This window comes from Vreelandella zhuhanensis (genome assembly GCF_009793355.1).
In the GTDB taxonomy this organism is placed as follows: Bacteria; Pseudomonadota; Gammaproteobacteria; order Pseudomonadales; family Halomonadaceae; genus Vreelandella; species Vreelandella zhuhanensis.
In genome coordinates this window covers 119,798-145,468 of record NZ_WTKP01000001.1, presented here as the reverse complement: position 1 = coordinate 145,468, position 25,671 = coordinate 119,798, and the positions used below count along the sequence as shown (strand labels likewise).

General features: G+C 56.5%; 21 protein-coding genes and 1 tRNA gene. 8 read left to right on the top strand and 14 right to left on the bottom strand.

All coding sequences use genetic code 11. The features are described 5' to 3' along the window. Window positions 1-185 precede the first annotated feature (185 nt). Both GPM19_RS00605 and GPM19_RS00600 read right to left on the bottom strand, forming a co-directional pair. Entirely contained in the window at window positions 186-1,421 is a 1,236-nt protein-coding gene (locus tag GPM19_RS00605; RefSeq protein WP_160416959.1) for a tyrosine-type recombinase/integrase, read from the bottom strand. A 165-nt stretch (window positions 1,422-1,586) separates the two neighbouring features. Then, a tRNA-Leu gene (locus tag GPM19_RS00600) sits at window positions 1,587-1,671 on the bottom strand. Between the two features lie 592 nt (window positions 1,672-2,263). Here GPM19_RS00600 and GPM19_RS15310 point away from each other — a divergent pair. Both GPM19_RS15310 and GPM19_RS00590 read left to right on the top strand, forming a co-directional pair. Then, a complete protein-coding gene (locus tag GPM19_RS15310; protein ID WP_227842033.1) occupies window positions 2,264-2,617 on the top strand; it encodes a ComF family protein in 354 nt (117 codons plus the stop codon). A 38-nt stretch (window positions 2,618-2,655) separates the two neighbouring features. Beyond that, complete coding sequence (locus GPM19_RS00590; RefSeq protein ID WP_160416958.1) at window positions 2,656-3,642, top strand: serine/threonine protein kinase; 987 nt, start codon at window positions 2,656-2,658, stop codon at window positions 3,640-3,642. 13 nt (window positions 3,643-3,655) lie between these two features. Here GPM19_RS00590 and GPM19_RS00585 read toward each other — a convergent pair whose 3' ends face one another. Then, on the bottom strand, window positions 3,656-4,156 hold the full coding sequence (locus GPM19_RS00585) for a hypothetical protein (RefSeq protein ID WP_227842031.1): 501 nt from the start codon (window positions 4,154-4,156) through the stop codon (window positions 3,656-3,658). A 415-nt stretch (window positions 4,157-4,571) separates the two neighbouring features. Between GPM19_RS00585 and folE the strand changes: the two genes are divergently transcribed. Further along, window positions 4,572-5,123 (top strand): GTP cyclohydrolase I FolE, encoded by a 552-nt coding sequence (gene folE / locus GPM19_RS00580; protein ID WP_160416956.1) that lies wholly within the window; start codon window positions 4,572-4,574, stop codon window positions 5,121-5,123. A gap of 121 nt (window positions 5,124-5,244) precedes the next feature. After that, window positions 5,245-6,702, top strand: a complete 1,458-nt coding sequence (locus GPM19_RS00575) for an NAD-dependent succinate-semialdehyde dehydrogenase (RefSeq protein WP_160416955.1) — start codon at window positions 5,245-5,247, stop codon at window positions 6,700-6,702. A 147-nt stretch (window positions 6,703-6,849) separates the two neighbouring features. Here GPM19_RS00575 and purH read toward each other — a convergent pair whose 3' ends face one another. The 8 genes from purH to ppa form a co-directional block, all read right to left on the bottom strand. Next, complete coding sequence (gene purH, locus GPM19_RS00570; protein ID WP_160416954.1) at window positions 6,850-8,430, bottom strand: bifunctional phosphoribosylaminoimidazolecarboxamide formyltransferase/IMP cyclohydrolase; 1,581 nt, start codon at window positions 8,428-8,430, stop codon at window positions 6,850-6,852. Between the two features lie 60 nt (window positions 8,431-8,490). After that, window positions 8,491-8,817, bottom strand: coding sequence for a DNA-binding transcriptional regulator Fis (gene fis, locus GPM19_RS00565; RefSeq protein WP_202114619.1), 327 nt, complete (start codon window positions 8,815-8,817; stop codon window positions 8,491-8,493). Continuing rightward, a complete protein-coding gene (dusB, locus tag GPM19_RS00560; protein ID WP_160417243.1) occupies window positions 8,814-9,854 on the bottom strand; it encodes a tRNA dihydrouridine synthase DusB in 1,041 nt (346 codons plus the stop codon). Before dusB ends, fis begins: the two co-directional genes overlap by 4 nt. A 135-nt stretch (window positions 9,855-9,989) precedes the next feature. Beyond that, window positions 9,990-10,907, bottom strand: coding sequence for a 50S ribosomal protein L11 methyltransferase (gene prmA, locus GPM19_RS00555; RefSeq protein ID WP_160416953.1), 918 nt, complete (start codon window positions 10,905-10,907; stop codon window positions 9,990-9,992). 66 nt (window positions 10,908-10,973) lie between these two features. Then, the gene (gene accC / locus GPM19_RS00550) at window positions 10,974-12,314 is read right to left on the bottom strand and encodes an acetyl-CoA carboxylase biotin carboxylase subunit (protein ID WP_160417242.1); all 1,341 of its coding nucleotides are present in this window, start codon (window positions 12,312-12,314) and stop codon (window positions 10,974-10,976) included. 31 nt (window positions 12,315-12,345) lie between these two features. Beyond that, complete coding sequence (accB, locus tag GPM19_RS00545) at window positions 12,346-12,798, bottom strand: acetyl-CoA carboxylase biotin carboxyl carrier protein (protein WP_160416952.1); 453 nt, start codon at window positions 12,796-12,798, stop codon at window positions 12,346-12,348. Between the two features lie 312 nt (window positions 12,799-13,110). Continuing rightward, a complete protein-coding gene (dsbD, locus tag GPM19_RS00540; RefSeq protein WP_160416951.1) occupies window positions 13,111-14,967 on the bottom strand; it encodes a protein-disulfide reductase DsbD in 1,857 nt (618 codons plus the stop codon). A 286-nt stretch (window positions 14,968-15,253) separates the two neighbouring features. Next, the gene (gene ppa, locus GPM19_RS00535) at window positions 15,254-15,784 is read right to left on the bottom strand and encodes an inorganic diphosphatase (RefSeq protein ID WP_160416950.1); all 531 of its coding nucleotides are present in this window, start codon (window positions 15,782-15,784) and stop codon (window positions 15,254-15,256) included. A gap of 247 nt (window positions 15,785-16,031) precedes the next feature. Here ppa and GPM19_RS00530 point away from each other — a divergent pair, with 247 nt between their 5' ends. After that, window positions 16,032-17,747 carry a bifunctional protein-serine/threonine kinase/phosphatase gene (locus tag GPM19_RS00530; RefSeq protein WP_160416949.1) on the top strand — a complete coding sequence of 572 codons (1,716 nt, stop codon included), beginning with the start codon at window positions 16,032-16,034 and terminating at the stop codon, window positions 17,745-17,747. A gap of 36 nt (window positions 17,748-17,783) precedes the next feature. Here the strand turns inward: GPM19_RS00530 and GPM19_RS00525 are convergent, their stop codons facing one another. Together GPM19_RS00525 and rnt are read right to left on the bottom strand one after the other, a co-directional pair. Then, window positions 17,784-19,043 carry a 6-phosphofructokinase gene (locus tag GPM19_RS00525; RefSeq protein ID WP_160416948.1) on the bottom strand — a complete coding sequence of 420 codons (1,260 nt, stop codon included), beginning with the start codon at window positions 19,041-19,043 and terminating at the stop codon, window positions 17,784-17,786. Between the two features lie 168 nt (window positions 19,044-19,211). Further along, the gene (gene rnt / locus GPM19_RS00520; protein ID WP_160416947.1) at window positions 19,212-19,880 is read right to left on the bottom strand and encodes a ribonuclease T; all 669 of its coding nucleotides are present in this window, start codon (window positions 19,878-19,880) and stop codon (window positions 19,212-19,214) included. 205 nt (window positions 19,881-20,085) lie between these two features. Between rnt and GPM19_RS00515 the strand changes: the two genes are divergently transcribed. From GPM19_RS00515 to GPM19_RS00505, 3 genes are all read left to right on the top strand, one after another. Next, window positions 20,086-21,306: an argininosuccinate synthase gene (locus GPM19_RS00515; RefSeq protein ID WP_160416946.1), complete on the top strand. Its 1,221-nt coding sequence runs from the start codon at window positions 20,086-20,088 to the stop codon at window positions 21,304-21,306. Window positions 21,307-21,374: 68 nt separating this feature from the next. Beyond that, a complete protein-coding gene (locus GPM19_RS00510) occupies window positions 21,375-21,719 on the top strand; it encodes an HlyU family transcriptional regulator (RefSeq protein ID WP_160416945.1) in 345 nt (114 codons plus the stop codon). A 22-nt stretch (window positions 21,720-21,741) separates the two neighbouring features. Continuing rightward, window positions 21,742-22,884, top strand: a complete 1,143-nt coding sequence (locus GPM19_RS00505; RefSeq protein WP_160416944.1) for a DUF294 nucleotidyltransferase-like domain-containing protein — start codon at window positions 21,742-21,744, stop codon at window positions 22,882-22,884. Here GPM19_RS00505 and GPM19_RS00500 read toward each other — a convergent pair. After that, a complete protein-coding gene (locus GPM19_RS00500; protein ID WP_160416943.1) occupies window positions 22,881-25,670 on the bottom strand; it encodes a sensor histidine kinase in 2,790 nt (929 codons plus the stop codon). The genes GPM19_RS00505 and GPM19_RS00500 overlap by 4 nt on opposite strands. Window position 25,671: the final 1 nt, after the last annotated feature.

Here is a 25,671-nt window from a genome sequence, read left to right as displayed (position 1 = left end):
ACTGGCGCGCACAAATAGCACTGTGTCCAGATTGTGCCAGAGGCCTGCAATCTAATGTGTCTAGCTGCCTAATATTGAGAATAACGGTGTTTCGGTACACACTGCGCCCAGCGTGATTATCATTTAAATTCAGTTATTTATAGTGGCTTATTGCTTAACGTATAGGTCTTGAAAACCGGCAAGAGTTAGGGCATCACTCGCTCTTTGAATGCCTGCTGCTCATCCCTGCCTATCCCGCATTCCAGCGCATCAAGATAGTCGCAGTACCACTGCATCATGACCTGACGCCCCTCGATGTACTGCGCTTTGTTATAGACGCCCGACATGCCGGGCTCTTTATGCGCTAGCTGAGCCTCGACATAATCTTTTTTCCAGCCGTGTTCGCGCAACAGCGTCGATGCCGTATGCCGCGAACCGTGACCAACCAGCTTGTTCTTGTAGCCAACCAAGGTCAGTGCCTTGTTGATCGTGTTCTCGCTGAGCGTGGGGTTTTTGGGGCCGCTGCCAGGAAAGGTCCATCGGCTGCGCCCGGTAATCTCATGAAGATCGCGCAACGCACTGACGCTTTGGCTCGATAGCGGTACCAGATGGTCGTGCCGCGTTTTCATTCTGACTCCCGGTATTGACCAGAGAGCGGCATCCAGATCGAACTCCGCCCACTCTGATAACCGTACCATGCCGGGGCGCGAGGCAGTGCGCAGCACCAGCCAGACCGCCGCCTGAGTAATCGCCCTGCTGGGGGACTTTTTCAGAGCAGCAAGAAAGGCGGGCAGCTCAGGCTCTAGAAGATGAGGGTATTGGGTTGTTTTGGGGGCCTGCGCAGCAATATGCCTAAGCTCTGACGCAGGATTCAGGTCGCACTTTCCCTGAGCGACGGCCAGCGAAAACGTCTGACCAATCCATGACCGCACTTTCTTGGCAACGCTATGCGCGTCACGGTCCTCGATCGCCTTTTGGATCGCGGCGCAATCGGCGCGGGTTATCTGGTCGAGCGCTTTTTTTCCGATAGCGGGCAGGATGTCATTGTCGAGATAAAGGCGCATCTGTCGCGTGGTGCCCAGGGATCGCCCAGCGTCCAGTTTGCGCTGATACCATTCCTCGGCTGACGCCTTGAACGTCGGCTTGCCTTGTACCCCTTGCTTGTACACCTGGAGATCAATGCCGTCGGCGGCCAGTTTACGCAGATCGTCAGCCTTCTTGCGCGCCGCCTTGCCCGATACGAAGGGAAAGCTGCCCAGCCCGAGCCATGCCCAGCGACCATCAAGGCGCTTGTAGCGCAGATTCCAAGACTTGCTGCCGTTGCTTTTCACACGGAAATACAGCCCGCCGCCATCGCGTTCGCGGTAGTCGACGCTTTCCGGCTCAAGAGAGGCCAGTACGGTGTCGGCCAGAGGCCGCCGCTTTATCTGTGAGCGCTTCATTTCTGTGTACCCTGTGTACCCTACGAACTAAAGGGTACATCGTGGTGTACATAAAGCAAGCGGTAGGTGGGGGTAATTCAGGTTAGCTGTGGTTAAAGAAAGTGCTGGATTTATCGGGGTTTATAGAGGCTTGGAGTAGCTCTGGTGAGGCGGGGTTTTTCGATTTGGTGCGGATGGGGAGACTCGAACTCCCACGCCTTACGGCACTAGAACCTAAATCTAGCGTGTCTACCAATTCCACCACATCCGCATAATCGAAGCGAATTCTACTGGTTTTAAGGAAAAAGTCAATTTGAAAATGCTGCCTTGGGTAGTGAGTTCGCCGCTATATTTGGCTAAGGTGCTAATATAAGCAAACAGCAACTATAAGCAAAGAGTAAGACGATGGGGCGCTATGCTAGGGAGACCTGATGCACCAGACACTGGCAGGATGCCGGAGCCGCGCAGCAGCTATTCAAGAGTGGTTGAAGGCTCAGCGATGGCAAGAAGCGGCTCAGGGTTGGCTACGACGCAGCTTGCCGGGCTATTGTGAATTTTGCTTGACGGCAACCGCAGCAGGATCGCCTTGGTGTCAGGCGTGCTATCGAGGATTGGCCTGGAATCACACCGCTTGCTACCAATGTGCCGAACCCCTAGGGCCAAATATAAGCGTTGGCACATCGAGTTTTCGACGCCGCTGCGGGCATTGTCTGCTATCAGCACCACAATTCGACACTGCCGATGTGCCCTTGTTGTATCAGGGTGCTGTGGGTGCCTTGCTCAAGGCCTTCAAGTTCCAGGCGTCTCCGCGTGCGGGAAATTTGCTCCTTGAGCTTTTCTTGAGTGGTCGAAAGGAGGGAGGCTTGCCCGATGCCTTGTTGCCTGTTCCCTTGCACATGAGCCGGGCACGCGAGCGAGGCTTCAACCAAGCGGTATGGTTGACAGAGAAATTAGCCGGTGAGTACCGCTTGCCTTTGATCCATGCTGAGCGCCTGCACAGCACCCAGAGTCAGCGTGCCTTCAATCGGCGGCAACGTTTCAAGAATTTGCAGGGGGCATTTTATCTTGAGGCGCCGCTTCCGTTGCATGTAACGATTGTCGATGACGTGATGACGACCGGCGCCACGGTCAATGCGCTGGCAGCCGCTGCCAAGCAAGCCGGTGCTGAGCGAGTCGATGTGTGGGCAATTGCTCGAACACCCTTGCAGCAGGCCTGATACGATAGAGCAATTAGCACAGGATAGGCTGACGGATAATGTCTCAAGTAATTCATCCTTTTGGCGAGCTTTCGCCCGAGTATGTCATGGCCGCTGCCGAGTCAGTGGGTATATGGCCGGAAAGAGAGCCGTTCGCACTGAACAGTTACGAAAATCGTGTGTTGTTGTTTCGTGATGAAAAAGGACAGGGCTGGGTGATCAAGTTCTACCGTCCCCAGCGCTGGAGCGATGCCTGTATCCAGGAAGAGCATGATTTTCTGCTGGAGCTGGCAGCGGCAGGGGTTTCGGTAGCAGCTCCCTGGAAAGATGAGCAAGGCCGCACCTTGCATCATTTTCGAACGTTTCGATTTGCCTTGTTCGCTCAGAAAGTTGGCCAGGCGCCTGAATTGGATAACCCTGCTCATCTCTATGCGTTGGGGGAGCTCTTGGGGAGCTTGCACCAGGTCTCCCGACGCAAACGTTTTCAGCACCGGCCGGTACTCGACTTGGACGGCCAGGTTATCGAGGCTCAGCAGCGGGTACTTGCCAGTAACTGGTTGGGGCGTCATCAGCGCCGTGCCTATGAGACCATTACCAATAATTTACATAATGTGCTGAAGAATATTGCCTGGCCTGCCGACCAATTGATTCGCTGTCATGGCGATTGCCACTTGGGCAATATTCTCGGACGGGGCGAAGATTTTACCTTGGTGGATTTCGATGATTGCCTGATGGGGCCAGCCATACAGGATATATGGATGTTGTTGCCTATCGGTAACCCGGCAGAGTGGCGCGCCCAATTGAGTGAAATGGCAGAAGGATATGAACAGGCTGGTGAATTTCCGTATGACCAATTGGCGCTGATCGAGCCCCTGCGCAGTCTCCGCTTGATTCGTCACAGTGCTTGGCTGGTTTCACGCTGGTCTGACCCGGCTTTTCCGGCAGCGTTTCCTTGGTTGGCTGACAGTGGCTATTGGGATCAGCATATTCGCCAATTGGAACAGCAGCGGCTGGTGCTCGATCGACACCAGCCGTGGTTGGCTTGAGGAGGCTTAGCGGTTATTCGGCGTCTGGATCACCGAGCGCTTCAATAGCTGTTTCAGGAGAGGGGCTGTCGGCGGGAATCGGGTTAGCCACACCGGTACCATCAGCTTGGCGCCGTTCTTGATTGATTTTGGCGGAAACGTTTTCTTGTGCCTCGATTGCTACATCCTCGGATAAGCGCAGGAGAAAGCCTTGGCCGGGTTTTAACGTACAGCCATTATCGCCACAGGGCAGACCATAACTTCCATCTTCTGCATAGGCAGCGGCACTGATTTCTCCCGAGAAAACCTCACTCTCGTTGGATGTCGCTTTGATGCAGGTGACGTCTTGCGTGGTGATACGTACCCGCTGGTTTTCAAAGCGTGCATTTGCCACTAGCACACAATAATCTGGAAGTGTGTGTGTGGTTCCGGCAACTTCCGCAGGATGCAGCAATATTTCGTTGTGTTCGGGCGTAGATGCACTCAGGCTCAGAGTATTGATGACTTCAACGCCAATCCGAGCATCGCTGGGCAATGTTAACGTCGCTCCTGCAGCATTCAAGGGCAAGGCAAGCAGTGAAACGCTCAGAGCGGATAACCAGAGGGAAGGAGATATTGGCATCATGACGGACTCTCGATAGTGAAACCTGTATCTAAGCTGCACAAAGATCAATGAACGCAAGCTTAGTGTATGCAAAGTAATGATAGCACAGGCCAAGTCGATGGGGCTGCCATGGCGTGGCACTCTGCCACAGACAGGTGAGGTGCGTTAGAATAATCAGAAGAACACTGTTTTATTATACAATAATAAATTAAGGTATAGTTATTGTATGGTAAAGAATGAGTGGTGCTCGCATGAAGCACCGCCTGACACAGCATTACCTATGCCGAGTGCAGTGAACCGGGCTAAATGGTTCATTGTGTCGCAGCGTAATCTCAAGAGGCCCGACATGACCGATGAACTTGCCCACCACTATCGCCATATCATTGCGGGGTTGGGAGAAAATCCTGACCGGGAGGGCTTGAGAGAGACCCCCAAACGAGCTGCCAAGGCAATGCAGTTTCTCAACGCTGGTTATCATCAGTCACTCGAGCAAATCGTCAATGGAGCAGTATTTGCCTCCCAGACCGATGAAATGGTGCTGGTAAAAGATATTGAGTTGTATTCCATGTGTGAACACCATCTGTTGCCCTTTATTGGAAAATGTCACATTGCTTACTTGCCTGATGGCAAGGTGCTGGGACTCTCCAAGTTTGCGCGAATCGTCGACATGTTCGCTCGGCGCATGCAGATACAAGAAAATCTTACCCGCGAGATTGCCGAAGCTGTTCAGCAAGTGACACAGGGAAGAGGGGTTGCTGTGGTCATCGAAGCGCGTCATCTATGCATGATGATGCGCGGCGTGGAAAAGCAGAACTCAAGCATGACCTCCTCGGTGATGTTGGGTGCTTTTCGTGATGACCAGGCAACGCGTCACGAATTCCTCATGTTGGTGAATTGAGGGTGGAATAGGGCTGGGTGTCGGGCCATGCTGTAAAGCAGAACTTGGTTAAACACCGGTTTTCGTCTTAGCATGAGAAGACCAATTTGCCGTTAGGCCTCAACCCGGCCAGGAGTTTTTCATGGAAGCCCTCAAGGAAACACAGCTATATTGCCCCTTTGCCTATATAGACGGCAGTTGGGTAGCCGCTGACAGCGGCGAGCAGATCAACGTGCTCAACCCGGCCACCGGTGAGCAGGTGGGAGATGTTCCTCGCTTGGGCCGGGCGGAAACCGAGCGAGCTATTGCCGCAGCGAATGCCGCCCTGCCTGCCTGGAGGGGATTGACTGCGCAAGAACGTGCCGACATGTTGCTGAAATGGCATGACCTGATGCTGGAACACCAGCAGGATCTTGCCATGTTGATGACCTTTGAGCAGGGTAAGCCTCTCAAGGAGGCTGCGGGGGAGATTGCCTATGCGGCCAGTTTCCTGCGCTGGTTTGCCGAAGAAGGCCGGCGTGTGTATGGCGAAACCGTGCCAGCGGCCAATCCCAATCAGCGCATTGTGGTGACCAAGCAAGCGGTAGGAGTGGTGGGGGCGATCACTCCCTGGAACTTTCCTGCGGCGATGATAACGCGCAAAGCAGGCGCGGCCTTGGCCGCGGGTTGCACCATTGTGGTCAAACCGGCCAGCCAGACCCCGTTTTCCGCAACCGCGCTTGCGTATCTTGCTGAACGGGCAGGCATTCCTCGCGGCGTCTTCAATGTGGTGCCGGGAAAGGCGAGCGAAATAGCCCAGGCATTAACGGAGTCACCGTTAGTTCGCAAGATCACTTTCACCGGATCCACTGAAGTCGGTCGTAAATTGATGGCTCAAGCTTCGCAGCATATCCAAAAAATTTCGCTGGAACTGGGCGGCAATGCGCCTTTTATCGTTTTTGAAGATGCTGACTTGGATGCCGCAGTGGAAGGCGCAATGGCCGCTAAATTCCGTAATGCAGGGCAAACCTGCGTCTGTACCAACCGCTTTCTGGTGCAGTCGAGCGTGGTGAATGCATTCTGTGAGAAGCTCGCCGTCGCCATGAACAGCGAATTGAAAGTCGGTGATGGCACGCAATCCGGTGTCAACATCGGCCCGTTGATCGATGAAGACGGCGTGAAGAAGGTCAGTGAGCATGTTCAGGATGCGGTCGATCGCGGGGCCGAGCTGTTGCTGGGTGGCCATCCTCATCCCTTGGGCGGGAATTTTTTCACCCCAACGCTGGTCAGTTTTGCCACCTCTGACATGAAAGTGGCCAAGGAGGAAACATTCGGTCCCTTGGCGGCAGTTTTTCCTTTCGATGACGAAGAAACGGCTGTGGAAATGGCCAACGATACCCAATTTGGTCTGGCCTCGTATTTTTACTCTCGAGACATGGCACGCGTATGGCGTGTGGCGGAAGCGCTGGAGTACGGCATGGTGGGTATCAATACCGGATTGATTTCCAATGCGGCGGCGCCTTTCGGTGGGGTCAAGGCATCAGGCTTGGGCCGTGAAGGCGGCCATCAAGGTCTGGAGGAATATCTGGAAACCAAATATATGTGCATCGATCTGGGCTAGACAAAGGTTCTTGTTTCTAGAAAACTTTGGTTCAAGAGATTTTGGTTCAAACACCTTGCCCATAAAAACCTCCCGTCACGTGTTCGACGGGAGGTTTTTTAGGTCCGCTTACTTGAGTGGCGAAAATGTCTTGATAGCAAAAATCGCTTAATGGCGGAAATGGCGCATGCCGGTGAAGACCATGGCAATACCCGCTTCGTTGGCGGCGTCGATGACTTCCTGGTCGCGCATGGACCCCCCCGGCTGGATGACCGCTGTAATCCCGGCAGCGGCGGCGGCATCGATGCCGTCGCGGAAGGGGAAGAAAGCATCACTCGCCATCACGGAGCCGGGTACCGACAAACCTTCGTCGGCGGCTTTGATACCCGCGATCTTCGCAGAGTAGACGCGACTCATCTGGCCAGCGCCGACACCGATGGTTTGACCGTTCATGGCATAGACAATTGCATTGGACTTGACGAATTTGGCGACTCGCCAGGCAAATGCCAGGTCGCGGAGTTCCTGCTCGGTGGGTGTGCGCTGGCTGACTACGGTGAGTTCTTCCCGGGTGACCATGCCCACATCACGTTCCTGTACCAGCAAGCCGCCATTGACTCGCTTGAAGTCCAGTCCAGCTTGCTGAGTGCCTGGCCAGTGAGCACTGACATCCAATAAGCGCACGTTCTTCTTTTCCGCCACGATGCTTGCGGCTTCTTGCGAGACCCCCGGAGCAATAATTACTTCCACGAACTGGCGATCGACAATCGCCCGGGCTGTGTCGGCATCCAGTGGCACATTGAAAGCGATAATGCCGCCAAAGGCACTGGTGGGGTCGGTTGCAAATGCCTTGTCATAGGCATCCAACGCCGTCTTGCCGACTGCAACGCCACAAGGATTGGCATGCTTGACGATCACGCAAGCAGTGTCGTTGAACGCCTTGACGCACTCAAACGCTGCATCGGTGTCCGCTACATTGTTGAACGACAAGGGCTTGCCTTGCAGGATTTCGGCGGTTGCCACGCTCGGCGCTTGAGCGTTTTCATCGACATAAAAAGCGGCGCGCTGGTGGGGGTTTTCACCGTAGCGCATGGTCTGCTTTTTATGTAACTGCATATTGAAGGTGCGCGGAAAGCCTTCTTCACCTTCGGGGACCCGGCGGCCCAGGTAGTCTGCAATGGCGCCATCATAACCGGCGGTATGCTCGAAAGCCTTGACCGCCAGATCAAAACGCGTTGCATCGCTGACGCTGCCATCCAGAGTGGTAAGCTCGCCCAGTACGCGGGCATAGTCACTCGCATTTACCACAATCGTCGTGTAAGCGTGATTCTTGGCACAGGCGCGGACCATGGTAGGACCGCCGATATCGATGTTCTCGATGGCGTCGTCCAGGCTGCAGTCCGGCTTGGCCACGGTATCGGCGAAGGGATACAGGTTCACCACGACCATATCAATCGGGACGATATCGTTCTCGGCCATCACCGCATCGTCCTGGCCGCGACGAGCCAGAATGCCGCCGTGAATCTTGGGGTGCAGGGTTTTGACTCGGCCATCCATGATTTCCGGAAAGCCGGTATGCTCGGAGACTTCCTTTACCGCAATACCTTCCTGTTGCAGTAAGCGGAAGGTGCCGCCGGTAGATAGCAGTTCAATGCCACGCTCGCTCAATCCGCGAGCGAATTCCACAATGCCGCTTTTGTCGGAGACGCTGATCAGGGCGCGGCGAACAGGAGATGGGGTGGTTTCAGCCATGAAGGTGCTCGTGTGAGACGATGAAAGGAAAGCAAAGGCCTGGCTCGCGTCAATTTGCGATCAGGGCGCTTCACTGTCGATGAGTCCGTAATGTTTCAGCTTCTTGCGCAAGGTGCCGCGGTTCAACCCCAATACGTTGGCGGCGCGCGTCTGATTGCCTTGGGTGTGTTCCAGCACACAGGCCAGCAAGGGAGCTTCGACTTCCGCCATTACCATGGCGTAAAGATCACTTGCCTCGCTACCGTCAAGATGTTCGAAGTAACGTCGCATGGACACTTCGACCGCTTCACGAAGAGGCTGAGGGCGTGGTGCGAGGGGGGATGTCGCCATCGTTTCCGGCGTATCACTGGAAGACGGCGCACTCGACAGAGCTTGGCGGTGTGTCATGCGGCATGGCTTCCTTTGGGTAATAGACGCGAACTGGGGTCCTCAGCCATGACGGCCTGAATCCAGTCAAGTTGCGCAAGGGGCGTGTCAATGGCATTGAAATGACGTTTGAGGCTGTGTTGCTGAGTGGGGCTAAACTGGGGGTCAGCCATTAGATACCAGCCTAGATGCTTACGCGCGATACGCACACCCATATGGCTGCCGTAAAATGTATGCAGAGCGCTAATGTGTTCGCTCAGGACAGTGCGGCGTTCGCGCAAAGAGGGCGCCGCCACGTGATTGCCATGGACCAGAAAATATTCGATTTGGCGAAAAATCCAAGGGTTGCCTTGAGCGCCTCGCCCGATCATGAGGGCATCGGCCTGGGTATAAGCCAGCACTTCGGCAGCTTTTTCGGGGCTGTCGATATCGCCATTGGCGAATACCGGGATCGACACCCGGGATTTGATGTCGGCGATGGTGTCGTATTCGGCTTGCCCGGTGTAGCGCTGCTGGCGATGCCGGCCATGGACGGCAAGGGCCTGTATGCCTGCCTGCTCGGCAAGACACGCAATCACTACGCCGTTATTGCTCTGTTCGCACCAGCCCGTGCGAATTTTCAAGGTAACGGGAATATCCACGGCAGCAACCACCGCTTCAAGGATTTCGGCCACCAGAGCTTCATCACGCAACAAGGCCGATCCCGCTGCCTTGTTGCAGACCTTCTTGGCCGGGCAGCCCATGTTGATGTCGATGATCTGGGCACCCTGAGCGGCATTGAGGCGTGCGGCCTCGGCCAGCATGGCTGCATCGCCGCCGGCGATCTGGATGATGCGCGGCGAGGGTTCGCCCTGGTGATCCATGCGCAGGCGTGATTTGCGGGTATGCCAAAGGCTGGGGTCTGAGGTCACCATTTCCCCCACCACCAGCCCAGCCCCCAGGCGCCGACATAATTGACGGAACGGGCGGTCAGTGACACCGGCCATCGGCGCTAGAATAACCCGGTTGGGCAGCGCATAAGGGCCAATGGCGGGTAAGGCAGGGCTTGCAAGACTCATGGCATTAGTAGCTATGTAATTGAAGGGCAGGTGGGTTTCAAGGAAACATATGATACGCCGACTGGGCAGCAGGGTGAAGGCCGAAGCGTCTGCTCTGCTGTCCAGCAACGGGGTTCCTTTGGCTTGAAAGTCGGTTCAGTTCAGGACAGCGCGATGCCCGGTGAGGCGTGCCCAGCCTTCGCGAATGACAGGATCGTCCATGATCAAGCCCTGGTCCCTGTAAGCGGTGATCACCTCATCAGCCTGATGGGCCAGAATTCCCGAAAGTGCCAGGTAGCCGCCCGCGGCCACGTGGCCGGCAATCGTAGGGGCCAGTTGTATCAGCGGCCCTGCCAGGATATTCGCCAGCACGACCGGATAAACATCGCCGGATAGCTGTTCGGGGTAGCACAGTGTCAAGCTGCTTTCCGGCAATGTGTTACGCAGGGCGTTATCGCGGCTGGCCTGAAGTGCTTGGGGATCGATATCGGTGCCCTGGGCATGGGCGGCACCCAATTTCAGGGCGGCAATGGCCAGAATGCCCGAGCCACAGCCTACATCGAGTACCCGCTTGCCTTCGAGCTCGCCGTTGACGGCCAGGGAATCCAGCCATTCCAGGCACAAGGCCGTCGTAGGGTGGGTTCCGGTGCCGAAGGCCAGGCCGGGATCGAGCACCAGATTGACCGCCTCGGCGTCGGGTGGTTCGTGCCAGCTGGGTACGATCCATAGACGCTGACCCATCCGCAACGGCTGGAAGTCGTCCATCCACTCTCGCTCCCAGTCGCGGTCGGCGAGCAATTCATACTCGATTTCCGGGCAGGGTTCTTGCGGCAGCTGTACGGACCAGGCGGCGTTCAGCCGTTCGAGCATGCTGTCCACCGCTTCCAGGTCATCGTAAAGCGCGGTCAGGATGGTGTCCTGCCATAAGGGGGTGGTGCCCCGCTCGGGCTCGAATACCGGATCGTCGTGAGCGTCCTGCAAGCTGATGGCGGTGGCACCTTCGGCAAGCAGCAACTCTTCCAGACGGTCGGCCTGCTCCGGCGCGACGTGGGCTTTCAACTGCAGCCAGGCCATGGGTGATCTCCCTATGAAACGAGCGATAAGACGACGACACTTGCCAGCTAGGTTTGGTACGAAAAGCTAGGAGGCGAGCTTTTTTTCCAGATAATGGATGTTGACTCCGCCTTGGCGGAAGTAGCCGTCGCGCACCAGGTCTTTCTGCAAATCGATATTGGTCTTGATGCCTTCCACCAACAGCTCGTCCAGTGCATTGCGCATACGGGTCAGGGCAATGTCGCGGCTCGCTCCCCAGGTGATCAGCTTGCCGATCAGGGAGTCGTAGTGGGGCGGTACCGTGTAACCGGTGTAAAGATGCGAGTCCATGCGCACACCCAGGCCGCCTGGGGCGTGATACAAGGTGACCTTGCCGGGAGACGGCATGAAGGTACGGGCATCTTCGGCGTTGATACGACATTCGAAAGCGTGGCCGTTGAGCGTGATATCTTCCTGGCGATAGGAAAGTGGCTGGCCGGAAGCAATCAGTAACTGCTCCTTGACGATATCCACACCGGTGACCATTTCGGTGACCGGATGCTCGACCTGAACACGAGTGTTCATTTCGATAAAGAAGAATTTACCGTCTTCGTAAAGAAACTCGAACGTGCCGGCGCCACGATAATTGAGCGTGATACAGGCTTGGCGACAGGCTTCGAGCACCTTGGCGCGCGCCTCGGGATCGATGCCGGGGGCGGGGGCTTCTTCGAGGACTTTCTGATGACGACGCTGCAAGGAGCAGTCACGGTCATACAGATGGATAGCGTTGCCCTGGCCGTCGGCAAGTACCTGAACTTCCACGTGGCGTGGCTTTTCCAGGAATTTCTCCATGTATACCGTGCCATCTCCAAACGCCGAATGGGCTTCGGTACGGGTGATGTTGACCGCGGAAAGCAGGTGGGCTTCGGTATGCACCACCCGCATGCCGCGTCCACCACCACCGGAAGCGGCCTTGATGATGACGGGGTAGCCAATGCGTTGCGCGGTTTCCAGAGTGGCGCTTTCATCGTCACCCAAAGGGCCGTCGGAACCCGGCACCGTGGGTACACCGGCTTTTTTCATCGATTCGATGGCACTGACTTTATCGCCCATCAGGCGAATGGTGTCGGCGCGCGGTCCGATGAAAGTAAAGCCGGAGCGTTCCACCTGTTCGGCAAAGTTGGCATTTTCTGAAAGAAAGCCATAGCCGGGGTGAATGGCGCTTGCGTCGGTCACTTCGGCCGCGCTGATTAGCGCCGGGATATTGAGATAGGATTGGGCCGAGGAGGCGGGGCCGATACAGACAGCCTCATCCGCCAGGCGAACATGCATCAACTCGCGGTCCGCCTTGGAATGTACCGCAACGGTCTTGATGCCCAGTTCTTTACAGGCCCGCAGGATGCGCAGAGCAATCTCGCCACGATTGGCGATAAGTACCTTGTCGAGCATGGGAGAATACACCCGTGTCAGAAATGAAAGATCAGGCAATCACGATCATCGGCTGATCGAATTCGACCGGCTCGCCATCCTCGACCAGAATGGCTTCCACGACACCGTCGCGATCCACTTCGATCTGGTTCATCATTTTCATGGCTTCCACGATACAGACGGTGTCGCCTTTCTTGACGGTGTCGCCAACTTCGACAAACGATTTGGAACCCGGCGCCGGGCTACGGTAGAAGGTGCCTACCATGGGTGACTTGAGCGCTTCGCCACGATATTGCTGTTCTGCCGGCTCGGCATCTGCAGGCATGGGTGCCGCAGGCATGGGTGAAGTGGGTGCCGGATAGTGCGGCATCGGCTGCGATTGCCAGTTGGTGCCATTGGGGTGTCGGCTGATGCGAACGGATTCTTCACCTTCCTGAATTTCGATTTCGCTGATATTGGATTCTTCGAGTAACTCAATCAGTTTTTTGACTTTGCGAATATCCATCTCATTATCCCAGTTAGGTGGTAGCGACTGTAGCTTCATGGGTTGAACAAGGCATGGCCCATGATTACGTCATGTTGGAACGAGTTCTAAACTCGCAGTAAACCGGCATCAAATTTGAAGAGAAACCTGCAAGATGATGCACATTGCTTGGTAGTCCGCTCTAAAAGCCGTACTTTACCTTGAAATATGGCAGCCGAGTTTGCCGAAAAATACCCATGATGTCCAGTCGTGCAAGAGCATGACCTGATATGTGCTTTTGGCGTGCGTTTGGCGAAGATTGTGCGTTGGGTCGCTCTGGCGAACGACTTGAAGCTAGCTGGCCAGCCAGGTGTTCAGATTATCCAGATGCTCGCTCAGGTGGTCGGCATTCACCTCGCCCTGAATTCGCGCATCACGAATTTCCTCGCCGGCATGAAAGAATAATAGGCTGGGGGGGCCGAAAAGACTGAAATGATCGAGTAATTCACGGCTGACAGGGTCCGTCTGGGTAACGTCCACATTGATTCGTACATAGCGTGCCATGGCTTGAACAACCCTCGGGTCGGGATAGACATTGCGCTCCATCAGTTTGCAGGAAATGCACCAGTCGGCAGTAAAATGCACGAACGCTGGGCGTCCTTGCTGCTGGGCGCGTGCCAGTTCCCGTTCCAAGGCGTCGAGGCGGTTCACGGTAATGGCTTCAACAGGCACCGCTTTGGCGTTTCCCTCTGTGCTGCCCGCCATTTGGTTGCCTAGAGGGCGTAGTGGGTCATGGCCCCCTTGGGCGGCCCCGACAAGCAGCACGACGCCCCAAGTCAGCAACACAATGCCGAGCGCTTGACGTACGCGCGGCCACCCTTGGGGCTGATTGAAGGTCAAGGCACCCAGCGCCAGAGCCGTACCGATAGCCAATGCCGCCCAAAGAAGCATGATCAGTGCGGCGGGAAGCAAGCGCTCCACCATCCATATCGCCACGCCCAGTAGCAAGATGCCAAAGGTGATCTTGATGCCATTCATCCAGGCGCCGGAGCGCGGCAGGAAGGTAGCGCCGAAGGTGCCGACCAATAGCAACGGCACACCCATGCCTAGGCCGAGCGCCAGCAGTACGCCACCGCCCATGAAGGCATCGCCGGTGCTGGAGATGAAGACAAGCGTGCCGGCCAGCGGTGCGGTCACGCAAGGCGAGACCACTAGCACCGAAAGCGCGCCAGCGACGGCAAGCCCGGCAGGCCCGCTGCGTTGGGCACGATTCTGCCAAGCATCGATGCGCCCGGCCAGCCGGGGAGAAAGGCGCAGGTCAAACGCCCCGAACATGGCCAGGGCAAAAAGACTGAATAAGACACTGAAGGTGATCAGCACCGGTGCGGATTGCAGGTGAGCCTGCAAATTGAGCCCGGCACCGAACAATCCCATCAAGACGCCCACCAAGGCGTAGGTAAAGGCCATCCCGAGGACGTAGCTTGCCGAAAGCACGAAAGCTCTGGGTCGTGAAGGATTCTGGCCGACAATAATCGAGGAAAGAATCGGAATCATGGGGAGTACGCAGGGAGTGAACGTCAACCCTAGCCCGGCGAGAAAGAACAGCCCCAACGCCAGCGGTAAGCTGGCGTCATGTATCAGTGCACTGAAACGACCGTCTTCACTTTGCGGGGGAGCAAAGCTGTTGCTGTCTCGACTCGGTGATGATTGCTTAACCGCAGAAGAAGACGATGCCTGGGGAGTCCAGTCGGTAAAGGCGGGGGGCGCACGGGTCTGAGCCGCCTGCAATGTGGTGCGTTCCGGCGGATAGCAGAGGCCTGCGTCCGCACAGCCCTGAAAGGTCAGTTGCAGCTCGAATGGCCCGGAGTGGCTGTCTTGTAAAGGTGTCTCGAAGACCAGGGTGTCGCGGAAGACGTAAACATCGCCTAGAAATTCATCGGTGGTGAAGTTGCCTTCCGGTAGCTGAGGTTCACCTAGGATGACTTCTTCATCAAGACTTTCCACCGCGAACTGGTGCCGGTAGAGGTAATACCCTTCGGCACTTTGCATGCCGATATATAACGTCTCTCCGTCATGCCAGGCGCTAGGCTGAAATGCTTGCATCACAGGCAGGAAATCATCCTCGCCACCCGACGAATTGAACCATTGAGCCTGAGCCAGAAGCGGAACAAAAAGCAGTAACAGGCAGGTAAGACGTTTAACTATCGACACAGCGTTTCCTCAAACCGAAAGCTTGACAGGGTAGCTGACTTAGGCATTGCTGACTTGGGCATTTAAAACTCAACGTTTTTAATGCTCATTATCCAAAAGCCGGCGTGCTTTCGAAATACATAAGCTCGGGAGGTTCCCTTCAACTGCATCAGAATACCGCAGCCAGGCGCAATACGCAGGCGATGCGCGCTCATGTCGCGGGAGCGTCTTTTCTAGCGATTTAATACATGGAAGCCGCCCTTGGGCGGCTTCCATAGCGACATTCAATCTCGAAAATCAGCTTAATTCAGGTTTTTTCGTAAGCGATCACTGATTTTTCGATTGCTTTGCGCGCGGCCTCAGCACCTTCCCAGGACTCGACCTTGACCCATTTGCCTTTTTCGAGATCCTTGTAGTTCTCGAAGAAGTGGGCGATCTGCTGGCGCAGAAGCTCGGGAAGGTCGGTAACTTCCTGAACGTCGTCGTAAAGACTGCTCAGCTTGGCGTGAGGTACACACACCAGCTTGGCGTCTTCACCGGCTTCATCGGTCATATTGAGAATGCCGATCGGGCGAGCACGAATGATGCAGCCGGGCTGAACAGGGTGGGGTGTTACCACCAGCGCATCCAGGGCATCGCCGTCATCGGCCAGGGTGTGAGGAATAAATCCGTAGTTGGCCGGGTAGAACATCGGGGTGGCCATGAAGCGGTCCACCAGCAAGGCGCCCATGTCCTTGTCGATCTCGTACTTGATAGGCGAATGATGGGCCGGAATCTCAATAACCACGTAGACGTCATTGGGAAGTTCTTTACCGGCGGGAATGTTATCGAAGTTCATCGTGAATTCCTTGCTGTTGCAGGGGCTCGAGGAGTGCGCGAGTCGGCGTTAATTGGCAAGGATTATACGAACATGACTGCGGGATTACCAATGCGACATAGGTTGGGATGAATAAGCTGGCGATAGATAGGATAGTGAGTGGGGCTGGGAGCATCGTTTCCAGGCAACGACGTGTATCATGATGCCCACTGTCAGGTGCAATCGCCGGTAAATTAGGCGCATTTGCTGTTAAATCGAGGAGGATGGCTTGGCACATGCCCAGTTATTGTTGAGTTACGGCCAGGCATTCGTGGCACCGGAACGGCGAAAACATCGCAGTTCGATGGCGGTGCGGATGCCGGAGCCGACCTTGTTGCGAGCCAAGGGGGCATGTGCGGTGATCAGTGATTCCGTGTCGCGCAATGTCATGGCCAAGCAAGCCGGCGACCTGAGTGTAAGAGGCTTTCTGGCTGATTATTTTTCCACTCCCGACCACTGGGAGGTTAAAACATCAGCCACCCGGGTGCTGCGGTCACTCAATAGTTGGTGTTACAGCCAGAGTCAGCATGTCAAGGAAGGCAGTTTCGTTTCCTCGCTTTCCGCATTGGTATTCCGCGGGCGTGAGGCACATCTGTTTCACATGGGTGATACCTTGGTATTTCGCCTGCGTGGGGCTGAGTTCGAGCAACTTTCGCAGGACCATGTGACTGATCTCGGGGGCTATCGTTATCCCTCTCGAGCGCTGGGCATGGATTGCAGCCTGGAGATTGACTACAGCCGGATGCCGCTCAAGCAGGGGGATATTTTCCTGTTCACGACTCAGGCGGTGCGCGGCACCTTACTGCCTTCCGATTATGTGCGTCTGATTCGGTTGGATGCCAGTGATCTGGACGCTGCCTGTGACCGTCTGGCGGATGAAGCTCGGACACGGGCCCAGGACCGTGGCTATGGTGGTGACCAGTTCTGCTTTCAGCTGGTGCGAATCGATGAGCTGCCCGAAGAGGAGGAGGATCATCCCGGCCGGTTGTACGGTGATTTGCCAATTCCGCCGGAGCTATCGCCCGGTGAACGCCTGGATGGGCTGGAAGTGCAGGAGGTGCTTTCTAGAACCGCCCAATCACGTGTCTACCGGGTGCGCGATATTCATACTGAGCGCGAAATGGTGATGAAGGCCCCCAGTCCGGAGCTTTCGTTGCGCAATGCCTATCTGGAGCACTTTCTGTTACAGCAATGGGTGGTGGAGCGAATCAATTCACCCTTTGTGGTGCGGGTCATGGAGCCTTCCCGGCCACGTCGCTATCTGTACTATCTCATGGCGCACGTGGAGGGCGAGACGTTGCGTCAATGGGCCGAACGCCATCCTCAGGCGAGCTTGAACCAGCGTCTGGATATTGCCAATCAACTAGGCAAGGCCGTCAAGGCATTGCATCATCGTGATGTGCTGCATCAGCAGATTCATCCTGACAATGTGTTGATCGATAATCATGGGAAGGTGGTGCTGGCGGATTTCAGTGCCTGCCATTTTCGTGAAATAGACAATCAGCGCCAGTCTCGGGAGCTGCTCGGGCAAGTCGGTATCAACGAACATAGCGCGCCGGAGTATGCGCTTGGGGACGGCTTGGGAAGGCGCAGTGACCAGTATGCCCTGGCCTCGACGACCTATTGGTTATTGACCGGTGAGCTGCCTTACGTCCTGACCCCCAATCGGTTGCGCAGCCATACCGATCTGGAGCAACTGAGCTATCGCAGTGCGCGGAGTTTCAATCCCGAGATCACCCAGGCTCTGGATGATGCGTTGCGCCGAGCCTTGGACCCGCAACGGGCGCTGCGCTTTCGTCGAATGTCGGAGTTTCTGCATGCCCTGCAGGTGTCGCTGGGGCGCAAGGAAGATCATGAGGTGCAAAGCCGTGAGCCACGCCGCTTCTGGCAGGGTGTGGCCGGTATTCTATTATTGCTGTTGGTGCTTTCCTGGCTGCTGCGCTAGTCAGTGCCTCCGTGCAAAGAAAGGTCTCGATCAAAATTAGAGCGTGAAATCAGGCAGTTTGCGTTCCGCCAGGGTCAGCGAAAGACGAGCGACCTTGGGCAAGCCGTTTTCAAACGGCGGGAAGTCTTCGCCCTGGATCAAGGGCAGCAGATACTGACGGCAATCCGGTGTAATGCCGAAACCATCCTCGGTAATAAACGAGGGCGGCATGAATTTTTCGCGGTTGGCGACATCGGCCAGCGGTGTCGCAATGATATCCCACTGATAGGGCGTTTCGCTGATACGGCGAATCGCCGGCATCATCGAATTCTTGCCGGCCAACGCCAGTGCGACAGCTTCGCGGCCGACTGCATAGGCCTGTTCAACGTCGGTTTTTGACGCAAGATGCCGTGCGGAGCGCTGAAGGTAGTCGGCGACCGCCCAGTGGTATTTATAGCCCAGGTCCTGCTTGACCATACCGGCAAGCGTGGGTGCCACACCGCCCAGCTGACGGTGGCCGAACGCATCGGTGTTGCCGGCATCGGCAAGGAAGGTACCGTCTTCGTAGCGAGCCCCTTCGGAGACCACGATCACGCAGTAACCGTAGCGTTTGACGCTTTCATCCACTCGCGCCATCGCTTTCTTACGGTCAAATGCCACTTCCGGAAAGATGATCATATGCGGCGGCTCGCCTTCCGCTTCACCGGCCAGCCCGCCCGCGGCGGCAATCCAGCCTGCATGGCGCCCCATCACTTCGAGCACGAACACCTTGGTCGAGGTGGCACACATCGAGGCGATGTCGAGAGACGCTTCAAGAGTGGAGGTGGCGATATACTTGGCGACGCTGCCGAACCCAGGGCTGTTATCGGTCACCGGCAGATCGTTATCCACGGTCTTGGGCACATGAATAGCGGTTAACGGATAACCCATTTTTTCTGAGAGTTGAGAGACCTTCAGGCAGGTATCCGCGCTATCGCCGCCCCCATTGTAAAAAAAATAACGAATGTCATGGGCCTTGAATACCTCGATCAGACGTTCATATTGGGCGCGATGGGTTTCGATGTCCTTGAGCTTGTAGCGACAGGACCCAAACGCCCCGCCCGGGGTGTGGCGCAGGGCGGCGATTGCCTCATCGCTTTCCTGATTGACGTCGATCAGGTCCTCGGTCAAGGCGCCGATAATCCCATTGTGGCCGGCGTAGACCTTGCCGATCTGGTCGGGCGCCTGGCGGCAGGCTTCAATGACACCGCAAGCAGTGGCGTTGATTACGGCGGTAACGCCGCCGGATTGGGCATAAAAGGCATTGTGCTGGGCCATGGGGACGTCTGATGCTCCTGAGACAGTAAAGACGGTAGTAAGGACGATGTTAATAAGGATAATGTTAATAACGACAATGCTAGTAAAGGCAATCGAACCGGTGCTGCACTGCAAGGCGAAAGGCCAAAATGCGGGAGTTTAGCGCAAAGCCTGGGTGCCTGCATCCGCTCAGTCGGTGTCTTCCATGCCCTGTTCACGCTGGGCCAGTTGCCATCCACCCAGATCCTTGTAGCGATTTACCATGGCGCAAAACAGCTCAGCGGTGCGTTCGGTATCGTAACGCGCTGAATGTGCTGCCTGGTTGTCGAACTCGATACCTGCGGCTCGACAGGCACGCGCCAGTACGGTCTGGCCATAGACCAGTCCGGCCAGAGAGGCGGTGTCGAAGCTCGAAAACGGATGAAACGGATTGCGCTTGATGCCACAGCGATTCACCGCCGCATTCAGGAAACCATGGTCAAAGGCGGCGTTATGGCCAACCAACACCGCCCTTGTGCAGCCATGCGCCTTGAGTGCCTTGCGTACCGGGCGAAAGATCTCTCCCAGGGCCTGAGCTTCGGTCAGCGCGACTTGACTCCGCAAGGGATCATCCAGGTTTATCCCGGTAAAATCGAGCGCCGACTGCTCCACATTGGCCCCCTCGAAGGGGTGGGTGTGGTAGGAATAGGTGGCGTCGGGTAGCAGATTGCCTTCCGGGTCCATGGTCAGCGTGACCGCGGCAATCTCAAGAATTGCATCCCCTTGGGCATTGAAACCGCCGGTTTCCAGGTCGATCACGACCGGCAAATAACTGCGAAAACGTTGGGCCATTAAGTCGCGGGCGATTGCCTCGCTCATGCAGCTCTCCTTGTGAGGCGGGGTAACGAGTCGGCGGATGATGAGTGGCGCGAATCCGCGCCTCGGTAATCGATTCTAGCAGCTTTGATGCAGGATCGTCGTCGGCGGTATTCGCTGAGCATTCAGAGCGCTATACTTGGGGTTTATCCCAATGTCCTGACACCGCTATCAGGGTGTCGGTTTCCGGTGAACGAAGGAGCAGAGAATGTCCGATGTCAAGAAGGTAGTGCTGGCCTATTCAGGAGGTCTTGACACTTCCGTTATCGTCAAGTGGTTGCAAGAAACCTACAACTGCGAGGTGGTGACCTTTACTGCCGACATCGGCCAGGGGGAAGAAGTGGCACCGGCGCGTACCAAGGCGGAAAAGCTGGGTGTCAAGGAAATCTACATCGAAGACCTGCGTGAAGAATTCGCGCGCGATTATGTCTTCCCGATGTTCCGGGCCAACACCATCTATGAAGGTGAGTACCTGCTGGGCACCTCGATCGCCCGTCCGCTGATCGCCAAGCGCCTGATCGAAATTGCCAACGCGACCGGTGCCGACGCCATTTCTCACGGCGCCACCGGCAAGGGCAACGACCAGGTGCGCTTCGAGTTGGGCGCCTATGCGCTCAAGCCCGGTGTCAAGGTAATCGCCCCCTGGCGCGAATGGGACCTGACGTCCCGCGAAAAGCTGATGGCCTACTGCGAGCAGCACGAAATCCCCGTGGATTTCTCCAGTGCCAAGAAAAAATCGCCGTATTCCATGGATGCCAATCTGCTGCACATTTCCTATGAGGGCGGCATTCTCGAAGACCCCTGGACCGAAGCCGAGGAAGACATGTGGCGCTGGAGTGTCTCTCCGGAAGCCGCGCCGGATCAGCCGACTTACGTTGAGCTGACGTTCGAAAAAGGCGATATCGTGGCGATTGACGGCACCGCCATGAAAGCCCACGAGGTACTCGAACACCTGAATAAGGTGGGTGGTGACAACGGCATCGGCCGGTTGGACATCGTCGAGAACCGTTATGTGGGCATGAAGTCGCGGGGTTGCTACGAAACACCGGGCGGCAGCATCATGCTGCGCGCTCACCGAGCGATTGAATCCCTGACGCTCGACCGGGAAGAAGCGCACCTGAAAGACGAGCTGATGCCCAAGTACGCCGAAGTGATTTACAACGGCTACTGGTGGAGCCCGGAACGCCGGATGCTGCAAGCGGCGATCGATGAAACGCAGAAAAACGTTTCCGGCGTGGTCCGCATGAAACTCTACAAGGGCAATGCGATTCCGGTGGGCCGCAAGTCCGAGCAATCGCTGTTCGATGAGTCGATTGCCACCTTTGAAGATGATGCCGGTGCCTACGATCAGAAAGACGCCGAAGGCTTCATCAAACTCAATGCCTTGCGCTTGCGTATCGCTGCCGGCAAGGGTCGCCTGCAAGACTGATCCGTTGCCTTGATGCCTCTGCATCGGTGGGGTTGCCCGCCGATGCAGCCGGCGACATGGAGGGTAGGATGCTGAAAAAACTTTTTTCCGGCTTGTTCAACGCCGAAAGCAATGCACAAAGCCCCGAAGCGGCCGAGCCGGTGGCCTACAAGGGCTACCTGATCATCTCGCAGCCTGAAGAGCAAGGTGGGCAGTTTCGGGTCAGTGGCTGGATCCAATATCCGCAGACAGAGGGGCATACGCTCGAACATCGATTTGAACGTTCCGACAGCCTTCCCGGACGCGAAGCCTGCGATGCCTTGATGGTGAGCAAGGCGCAGCGTTATATCGATGAAGTCGGCGATGGGATGTTCGAGCTCGATCCCCGTCAGCAAGGCTCATCCCCTCAAGCAAGCTCCCCCGAAGGCAACTAAAACGTCCGCGAAGGAGTAGCGCATGCGTCTCATGCATCGGGCTTCCCCTTGGCGGGCGCTTTTTTCGGAGCATGGCCAACTCAACCGGCAGGCTTTCATGGGGCCGCTGGCAAGCCTCTTTTCCACACAATCCTTGTTGGACGTCAGGGAGCTTGCCGATGCTTACGCCTGGCAACCTCACCTGGTGGATGTTCTGGTGCGTTATGAGTTGCCTGCCTGGCGGATCAGCCAAGTCATCAGTGACCATAACGACTGGCTCTACCGCGAAGCCATTTCACTTTCTCTCAATGAAATGCAAGGACAGGGCTGGGGTTTGCCCCCGGTGTCGTTCTGTGTCTTGACCCTGGGCTCGGCTGCGCGTCACGAAAGCCTGCTGGGGCCGGATCAAGACAATGCCATGATCATCGAGGATTATCCTGACTCACGCCACCTTGAAATTGATGGCTACTTTCAGGCGCTGGGTGAACGTTTTACTCAACGGCTGGATGAGGCAGGAATTCCCCTGTGTCATGGGCATGTGATGGCGCGTTGGCCAATGTGGCGTAAGCGTGCGCATGAATGGCACGAGCAGCTTGCCTTGTGGAGCGATGATAGGCGTGTCAAAAGGGTGCAGCAGACCAATATCCTGCTGGACTTTTTTCCGGTATATGGCGAGCAAGGCCTGGCAACCCGGCTAGGCGACAGTGTGATGACGCTATTGCCTGTGGCCAAGTTGTTCCTGGATGAAATGGCGGCGCTGCTCAATGAACTGCCTGTGGCACTGGATAGGTTGGGGCGAATCAATGCGATTCACGATGCTCAGGCACCGCATGAAAATGCCCTGAATCTCAAGCGCCAAGGCTTGATGCCACTGGTCAGTGCGGTGCGTTTACTGGCTCTGGTGTATGGCTGTCGAGAGATATCCACCCACAAGCGCTTGATAGTGCTGGGTAGCCAGTGCGATGCGCTTTCGACCTCGCAGGCGAGCACTTTGCGGGCGGGATTCGAGCGCTTGCAACAACTGCTTCTCGACCAGCAACGTCGCAACCTTACGCTGGGGCAGATGGCGGATGGCTGGGTGGATATGGCACGGCTGCGGGACGATCAACGGCATATGCTCAAGTTCGATCTTCAGCAGATCAAGCGGCTGGTGAGTATCGCTCAGGAACAGGCGCATCGTCGTTAGGTGACGGTTGGCTTTTCCGAAGACGCAGGCTCTTTCGGCGGTGCTTCGGGTAGCTCCATGATCAAGCTGGCGCCGCCTAGGGAAGCGCCATCTTCCACCCAGAGACGCCCTCCGAGTTGTGCCACGATACCTCGGCTGATCGGCAAGCCCAGACCGCTGCCTTTGGGTCTTCCACGAGTTTTTTCCTCTTCGTGCTGCTGAATCTGGTGAAACTTTTCGAACACGCGTTCGCGTTCGTCTTCACTGATGCCGGGGCCGTTGTCTTCCACGCTCAGACGATAGTGTTTCTTGTGGCGGTAAACCCTCAGCAACACTTCAGGGGCTGTGTCATCGGCAAACTTGCCGGCATTGTCGAGTAGATTGATGATGACCTGTTCGAGGCGATCTGGATCGCCGATGATCGGTGCTGGTTCCGCCTCCAATTGCATTCTCAACCTGACCCCACGATTTTCCTGCAGCCGCGCGATGGCATCCACGCTGTGGCGTGCCAGGTGCGCCAGATCCAGCGGTTGGGGGTTCAAGGTCAGGCGTCCACTTTCCAGTCGCGCCAGATCGAGAATCTCTTCTATCAACCGCGACAGGCGCTGGCTTTCATGCACGATAACGCCTAGAAAATGACGTCTCTTCTCGTCGGGAAGGTTCTCGCCGTCACGCAGGATTTCGGCAAAGGCGCGTATCGAGGTCAGTGGTGTGCGCAACTCATGGCTGACCATGGCCACAAACTCATCCTTCAAACGGTCGAGTTCCCGCAGTCGCTCGTTGGCGCCGCGCAATTCCTCGCCGATACGCGCCAGCTCCTGGGATTTTTGCTCCAGGCGACGATTATACTCGAGCGTTTGCGAGGTAGTGTCGAGAATGCTGAGAATCGATTCCAGGTCGAGAGCTTCACCGCGCACCACTGAATTGATCAGCACACGGGCCGAAGCACTGCCCAAAGAGCCGGCCAAGGCCTGCTCGGCGCGCGTGATAAGCTCGGTGGAAGCCGGTTGCTCATTGTCGTCCAAGGTAGGGGAAAGCGATGTCGTGGCCTGGTGGGTTGAAACGGCAAACACACGCCGGGTGGCGGGTATGCCCAGATAACGGCTCAGCAGCTCACGTAACTCGCCCTGAGTGGTCTTGCCATGCCACAGAGAGGTAGCCTGAAGGTTGGGATTCATCGCCTCTGTGAACAGCGCCGCCTGGGTCTGTTCCAGAGGCGTCTGGCGAGTGAACAATGAGACGCCGGCGAGCAGACCGACGTTGGCCAACAGACTCCAGAGCAGGGAATGGGTGTAAATATCCCAGCCTTCCAGACCGAACAAGGCATAGGGCCGCAACCAGCCAATGCCCCAGGGGCCCTGGTTGATCAAGCCGGCATCCAACCAGCCGGATTGAACGAAGCCGGGTATCAACAGGGTATAGGCCCATACCATGAAGCCGGCGATAAGTCCGAGTGTCGCTCCCTGATGGGTGGCGCCACGCCAATAAAGACCGATAAGCAGCGCCGGAGCGAATTGCGCCACGCCGGCGAATGAAACCAATCCAATCGTCACCAGGCTATAGGCATCACCGATCAGGGCGTGATACAGATACCCCAGCAGCAAGATCAATACGATCGCCACCCGGCGTATGCCCAGCAGCCATCCGGCCAGCTCTCCTTTGGTGCCTAAATGAAGTCGTTTTGAGCGCAGCAACAACGGCATGATCAGCTGGTTGCTGACCATGGTCGAAAGCGCAATGGTCTCGACGATCACCATACCGGTAGCCGCCGAGAGCCCGCCGATAAATACCAGCAAAGGCAAGCCTTCCGAACCGGTGGAAAGCGGCAGGGTGAGCACGAAACTGTCCGGGTCACCGCTGAGGCCGCCAAGCAACAGACCCGCCATGGCGATGGGGATCACGAACAGATTGATTGCCAGCAGATAAAGCGGAAACAGCCAACTGGCACGCTTCAAATGCTGTTCATCGACATTCTCCACCACCAGCACCTGGAATTGGCGTGGCAGGGTGAAAAATGCCAGAAACGCTAGCAGTAACATCCCGACCCAGCCGGTGGCGCCACCGGGAACCGATTCAAGGCTCATGGCCTGGGCCAGTTCCGGCGTGGCGGCAACCTGACCGAACAGCTCGCCAGGGCCTTCGAACATGACGAATACCACGAAGATGCCCACCGCCAGAAAGGCGATGAGTTTGACCAAGGATTCCAGGGCAATGGCCGCAACCATGCCTTCATGACGCTCGCTGGCATCCAGGTGCCGAGTTCCGAACAGGATGATGAACACCGCCAGCACCAAGGCTACCCAAAAGGACTTGTCCATCCAGAAGGCTTCATCGATCAGGCTGGTATCGGCAGAAACGGGATAATTGACCAGAACCGCATGACTGACGGTGATGGCTTTCAGCTGCAAGGCGATATAGGGCGTGATGGTGACCAGGGCGAACAAGGCGACCAGGGCACCCAGGCTTGAGCTTTTGCCATAACGCGCACTGATGAAATCGGCGATCGAGGTAATGCGTTGGCGAGCGGCGATGCGCACCATCTTGCGTATTAGCAGTGGCGCCATCAGCATGGCGAGTGTCGGGCCGAGGTAAATCAACAGGAAGCTGGGGCCGTGCTCGGCGGCGCGGCCGACACTGCCGTAAAACGTCCAGGCAGTGCAGTAAACCGCGATCGAAAGGGCGTAAACGGTGGGGGAGCCGATTAACGAGCGACCCTGTTCGGCGCGCCGGTCTCCCCAGGCCGCCACCACGAACAGCAATGCCAGGTAGCCGAAGGCAACGCTTAAGATGACCGGATCAGTACGCATT

What these genes read in the sequence shown, in the direction of transcription:
- GPM19_RS00510 (WP_160416945.1), top strand. Translation starts at nt 21,375, where the DNA reads ATGCTGAAAAAACTTTTTTCCGGCTTGTTCAACGCCGAAAGCAATGCA.
- GPM19_RS00605 (WP_160416959.1), bottom strand. Translation starts at nt 1,421, where the DNA reads ATGAAGCGCTCACAGATAAAGCGGCGGCCTCTGGCCGACACCGTACTG.
- dusB (WP_160417243.1), bottom strand. Translation starts at nt 9,854, where the DNA reads ATGAGTCTTGCAAGCCCTGCCTTACCCGCCATTGGCCCTTATGCGCTG.
- accC (WP_160417242.1), bottom strand. Translation starts at nt 12,314, where the DNA reads ATGCTCGACAAGGTACTTATCGCCAATCGTGGCGAGATTGCTCTGCGC.
- prmA (WP_160416953.1), bottom strand. Translation starts at nt 10,907, where the DNA reads ATGGCCTGGCTGCAGTTGAAAGCCCACGTCGCGCCGGAGCAGGCCGAC.
- GPM19_RS00515 (WP_160416946.1), top strand. Translation starts at nt 20,086, where the DNA reads ATGTCCGATGTCAAGAAGGTAGTGCTGGCCTATTCAGGAGGTCTTGAC.
- GPM19_RS00575 (WP_160416955.1), top strand. Translation starts at nt 5,245, where the DNA reads ATGGAAGCCCTCAAGGAAACACAGCTATATTGCCCCTTTGCCTATATA.
- rnt (WP_160416947.1), bottom strand. Translation starts at nt 19,880, where the DNA reads ATGAGCGAGGCAATCGCCCGCGACTTAATGGCCCAACGTTTTCGCAGT.
- accB (WP_160416952.1), bottom strand. Translation starts at nt 12,798, where the DNA reads ATGGATATTCGCAAAGTCAAAAAACTGATTGAGTTACTCGAAGAATCC.
- ppa (WP_160416950.1), bottom strand. Translation starts at nt 15,784, where the DNA reads ATGAACTTCGATAACATTCCCGCCGGTAAAGAACTTCCCAATGACGTC.
- purH (WP_160416954.1), bottom strand. Translation starts at nt 8,430, where the DNA reads ATGGCTGAAACCACCCCATCTCCTGTTCGCCGCGCCCTGATCAGCGTC.
- GPM19_RS00505 (WP_160416944.1), top strand. Translation starts at nt 21,742, where the DNA reads ATGCGTCTCATGCATCGGGCTTCCCCTTGGCGGGCGCTTTTTTCGGAG.
- GPM19_RS00500 (WP_160416943.1), bottom strand. Translation starts at nt 25,670, where the DNA reads ATGCGTACTGATCCGGTCATCTTAAGCGTTGCCTTCGGCTACCTGGCA.
- folE (WP_160416956.1), top strand. Translation starts at nt 4,572, where the DNA reads ATGACCGATGAACTTGCCCACCACTATCGCCATATCATTGCGGGGTTG.
- GPM19_RS00590 (WP_160416958.1), top strand. Translation starts at nt 2,656, where the DNA reads ATGTCTCAAGTAATTCATCCTTTTGGCGAGCTTTCGCCCGAGTATGTC.
- GPM19_RS00525 (WP_160416948.1), bottom strand. Translation starts at nt 19,043, where the DNA reads ATGGCCCAGCACAATGCCTTTTATGCCCAATCCGGCGGCGTTACCGCC.
- fis (WP_202114619.1), bottom strand. Translation starts at nt 8,817, where the DNA reads ATGACACACCGCCAAGCTCTGTCGAGTGCGCCGTCTTCCAGTGATACG.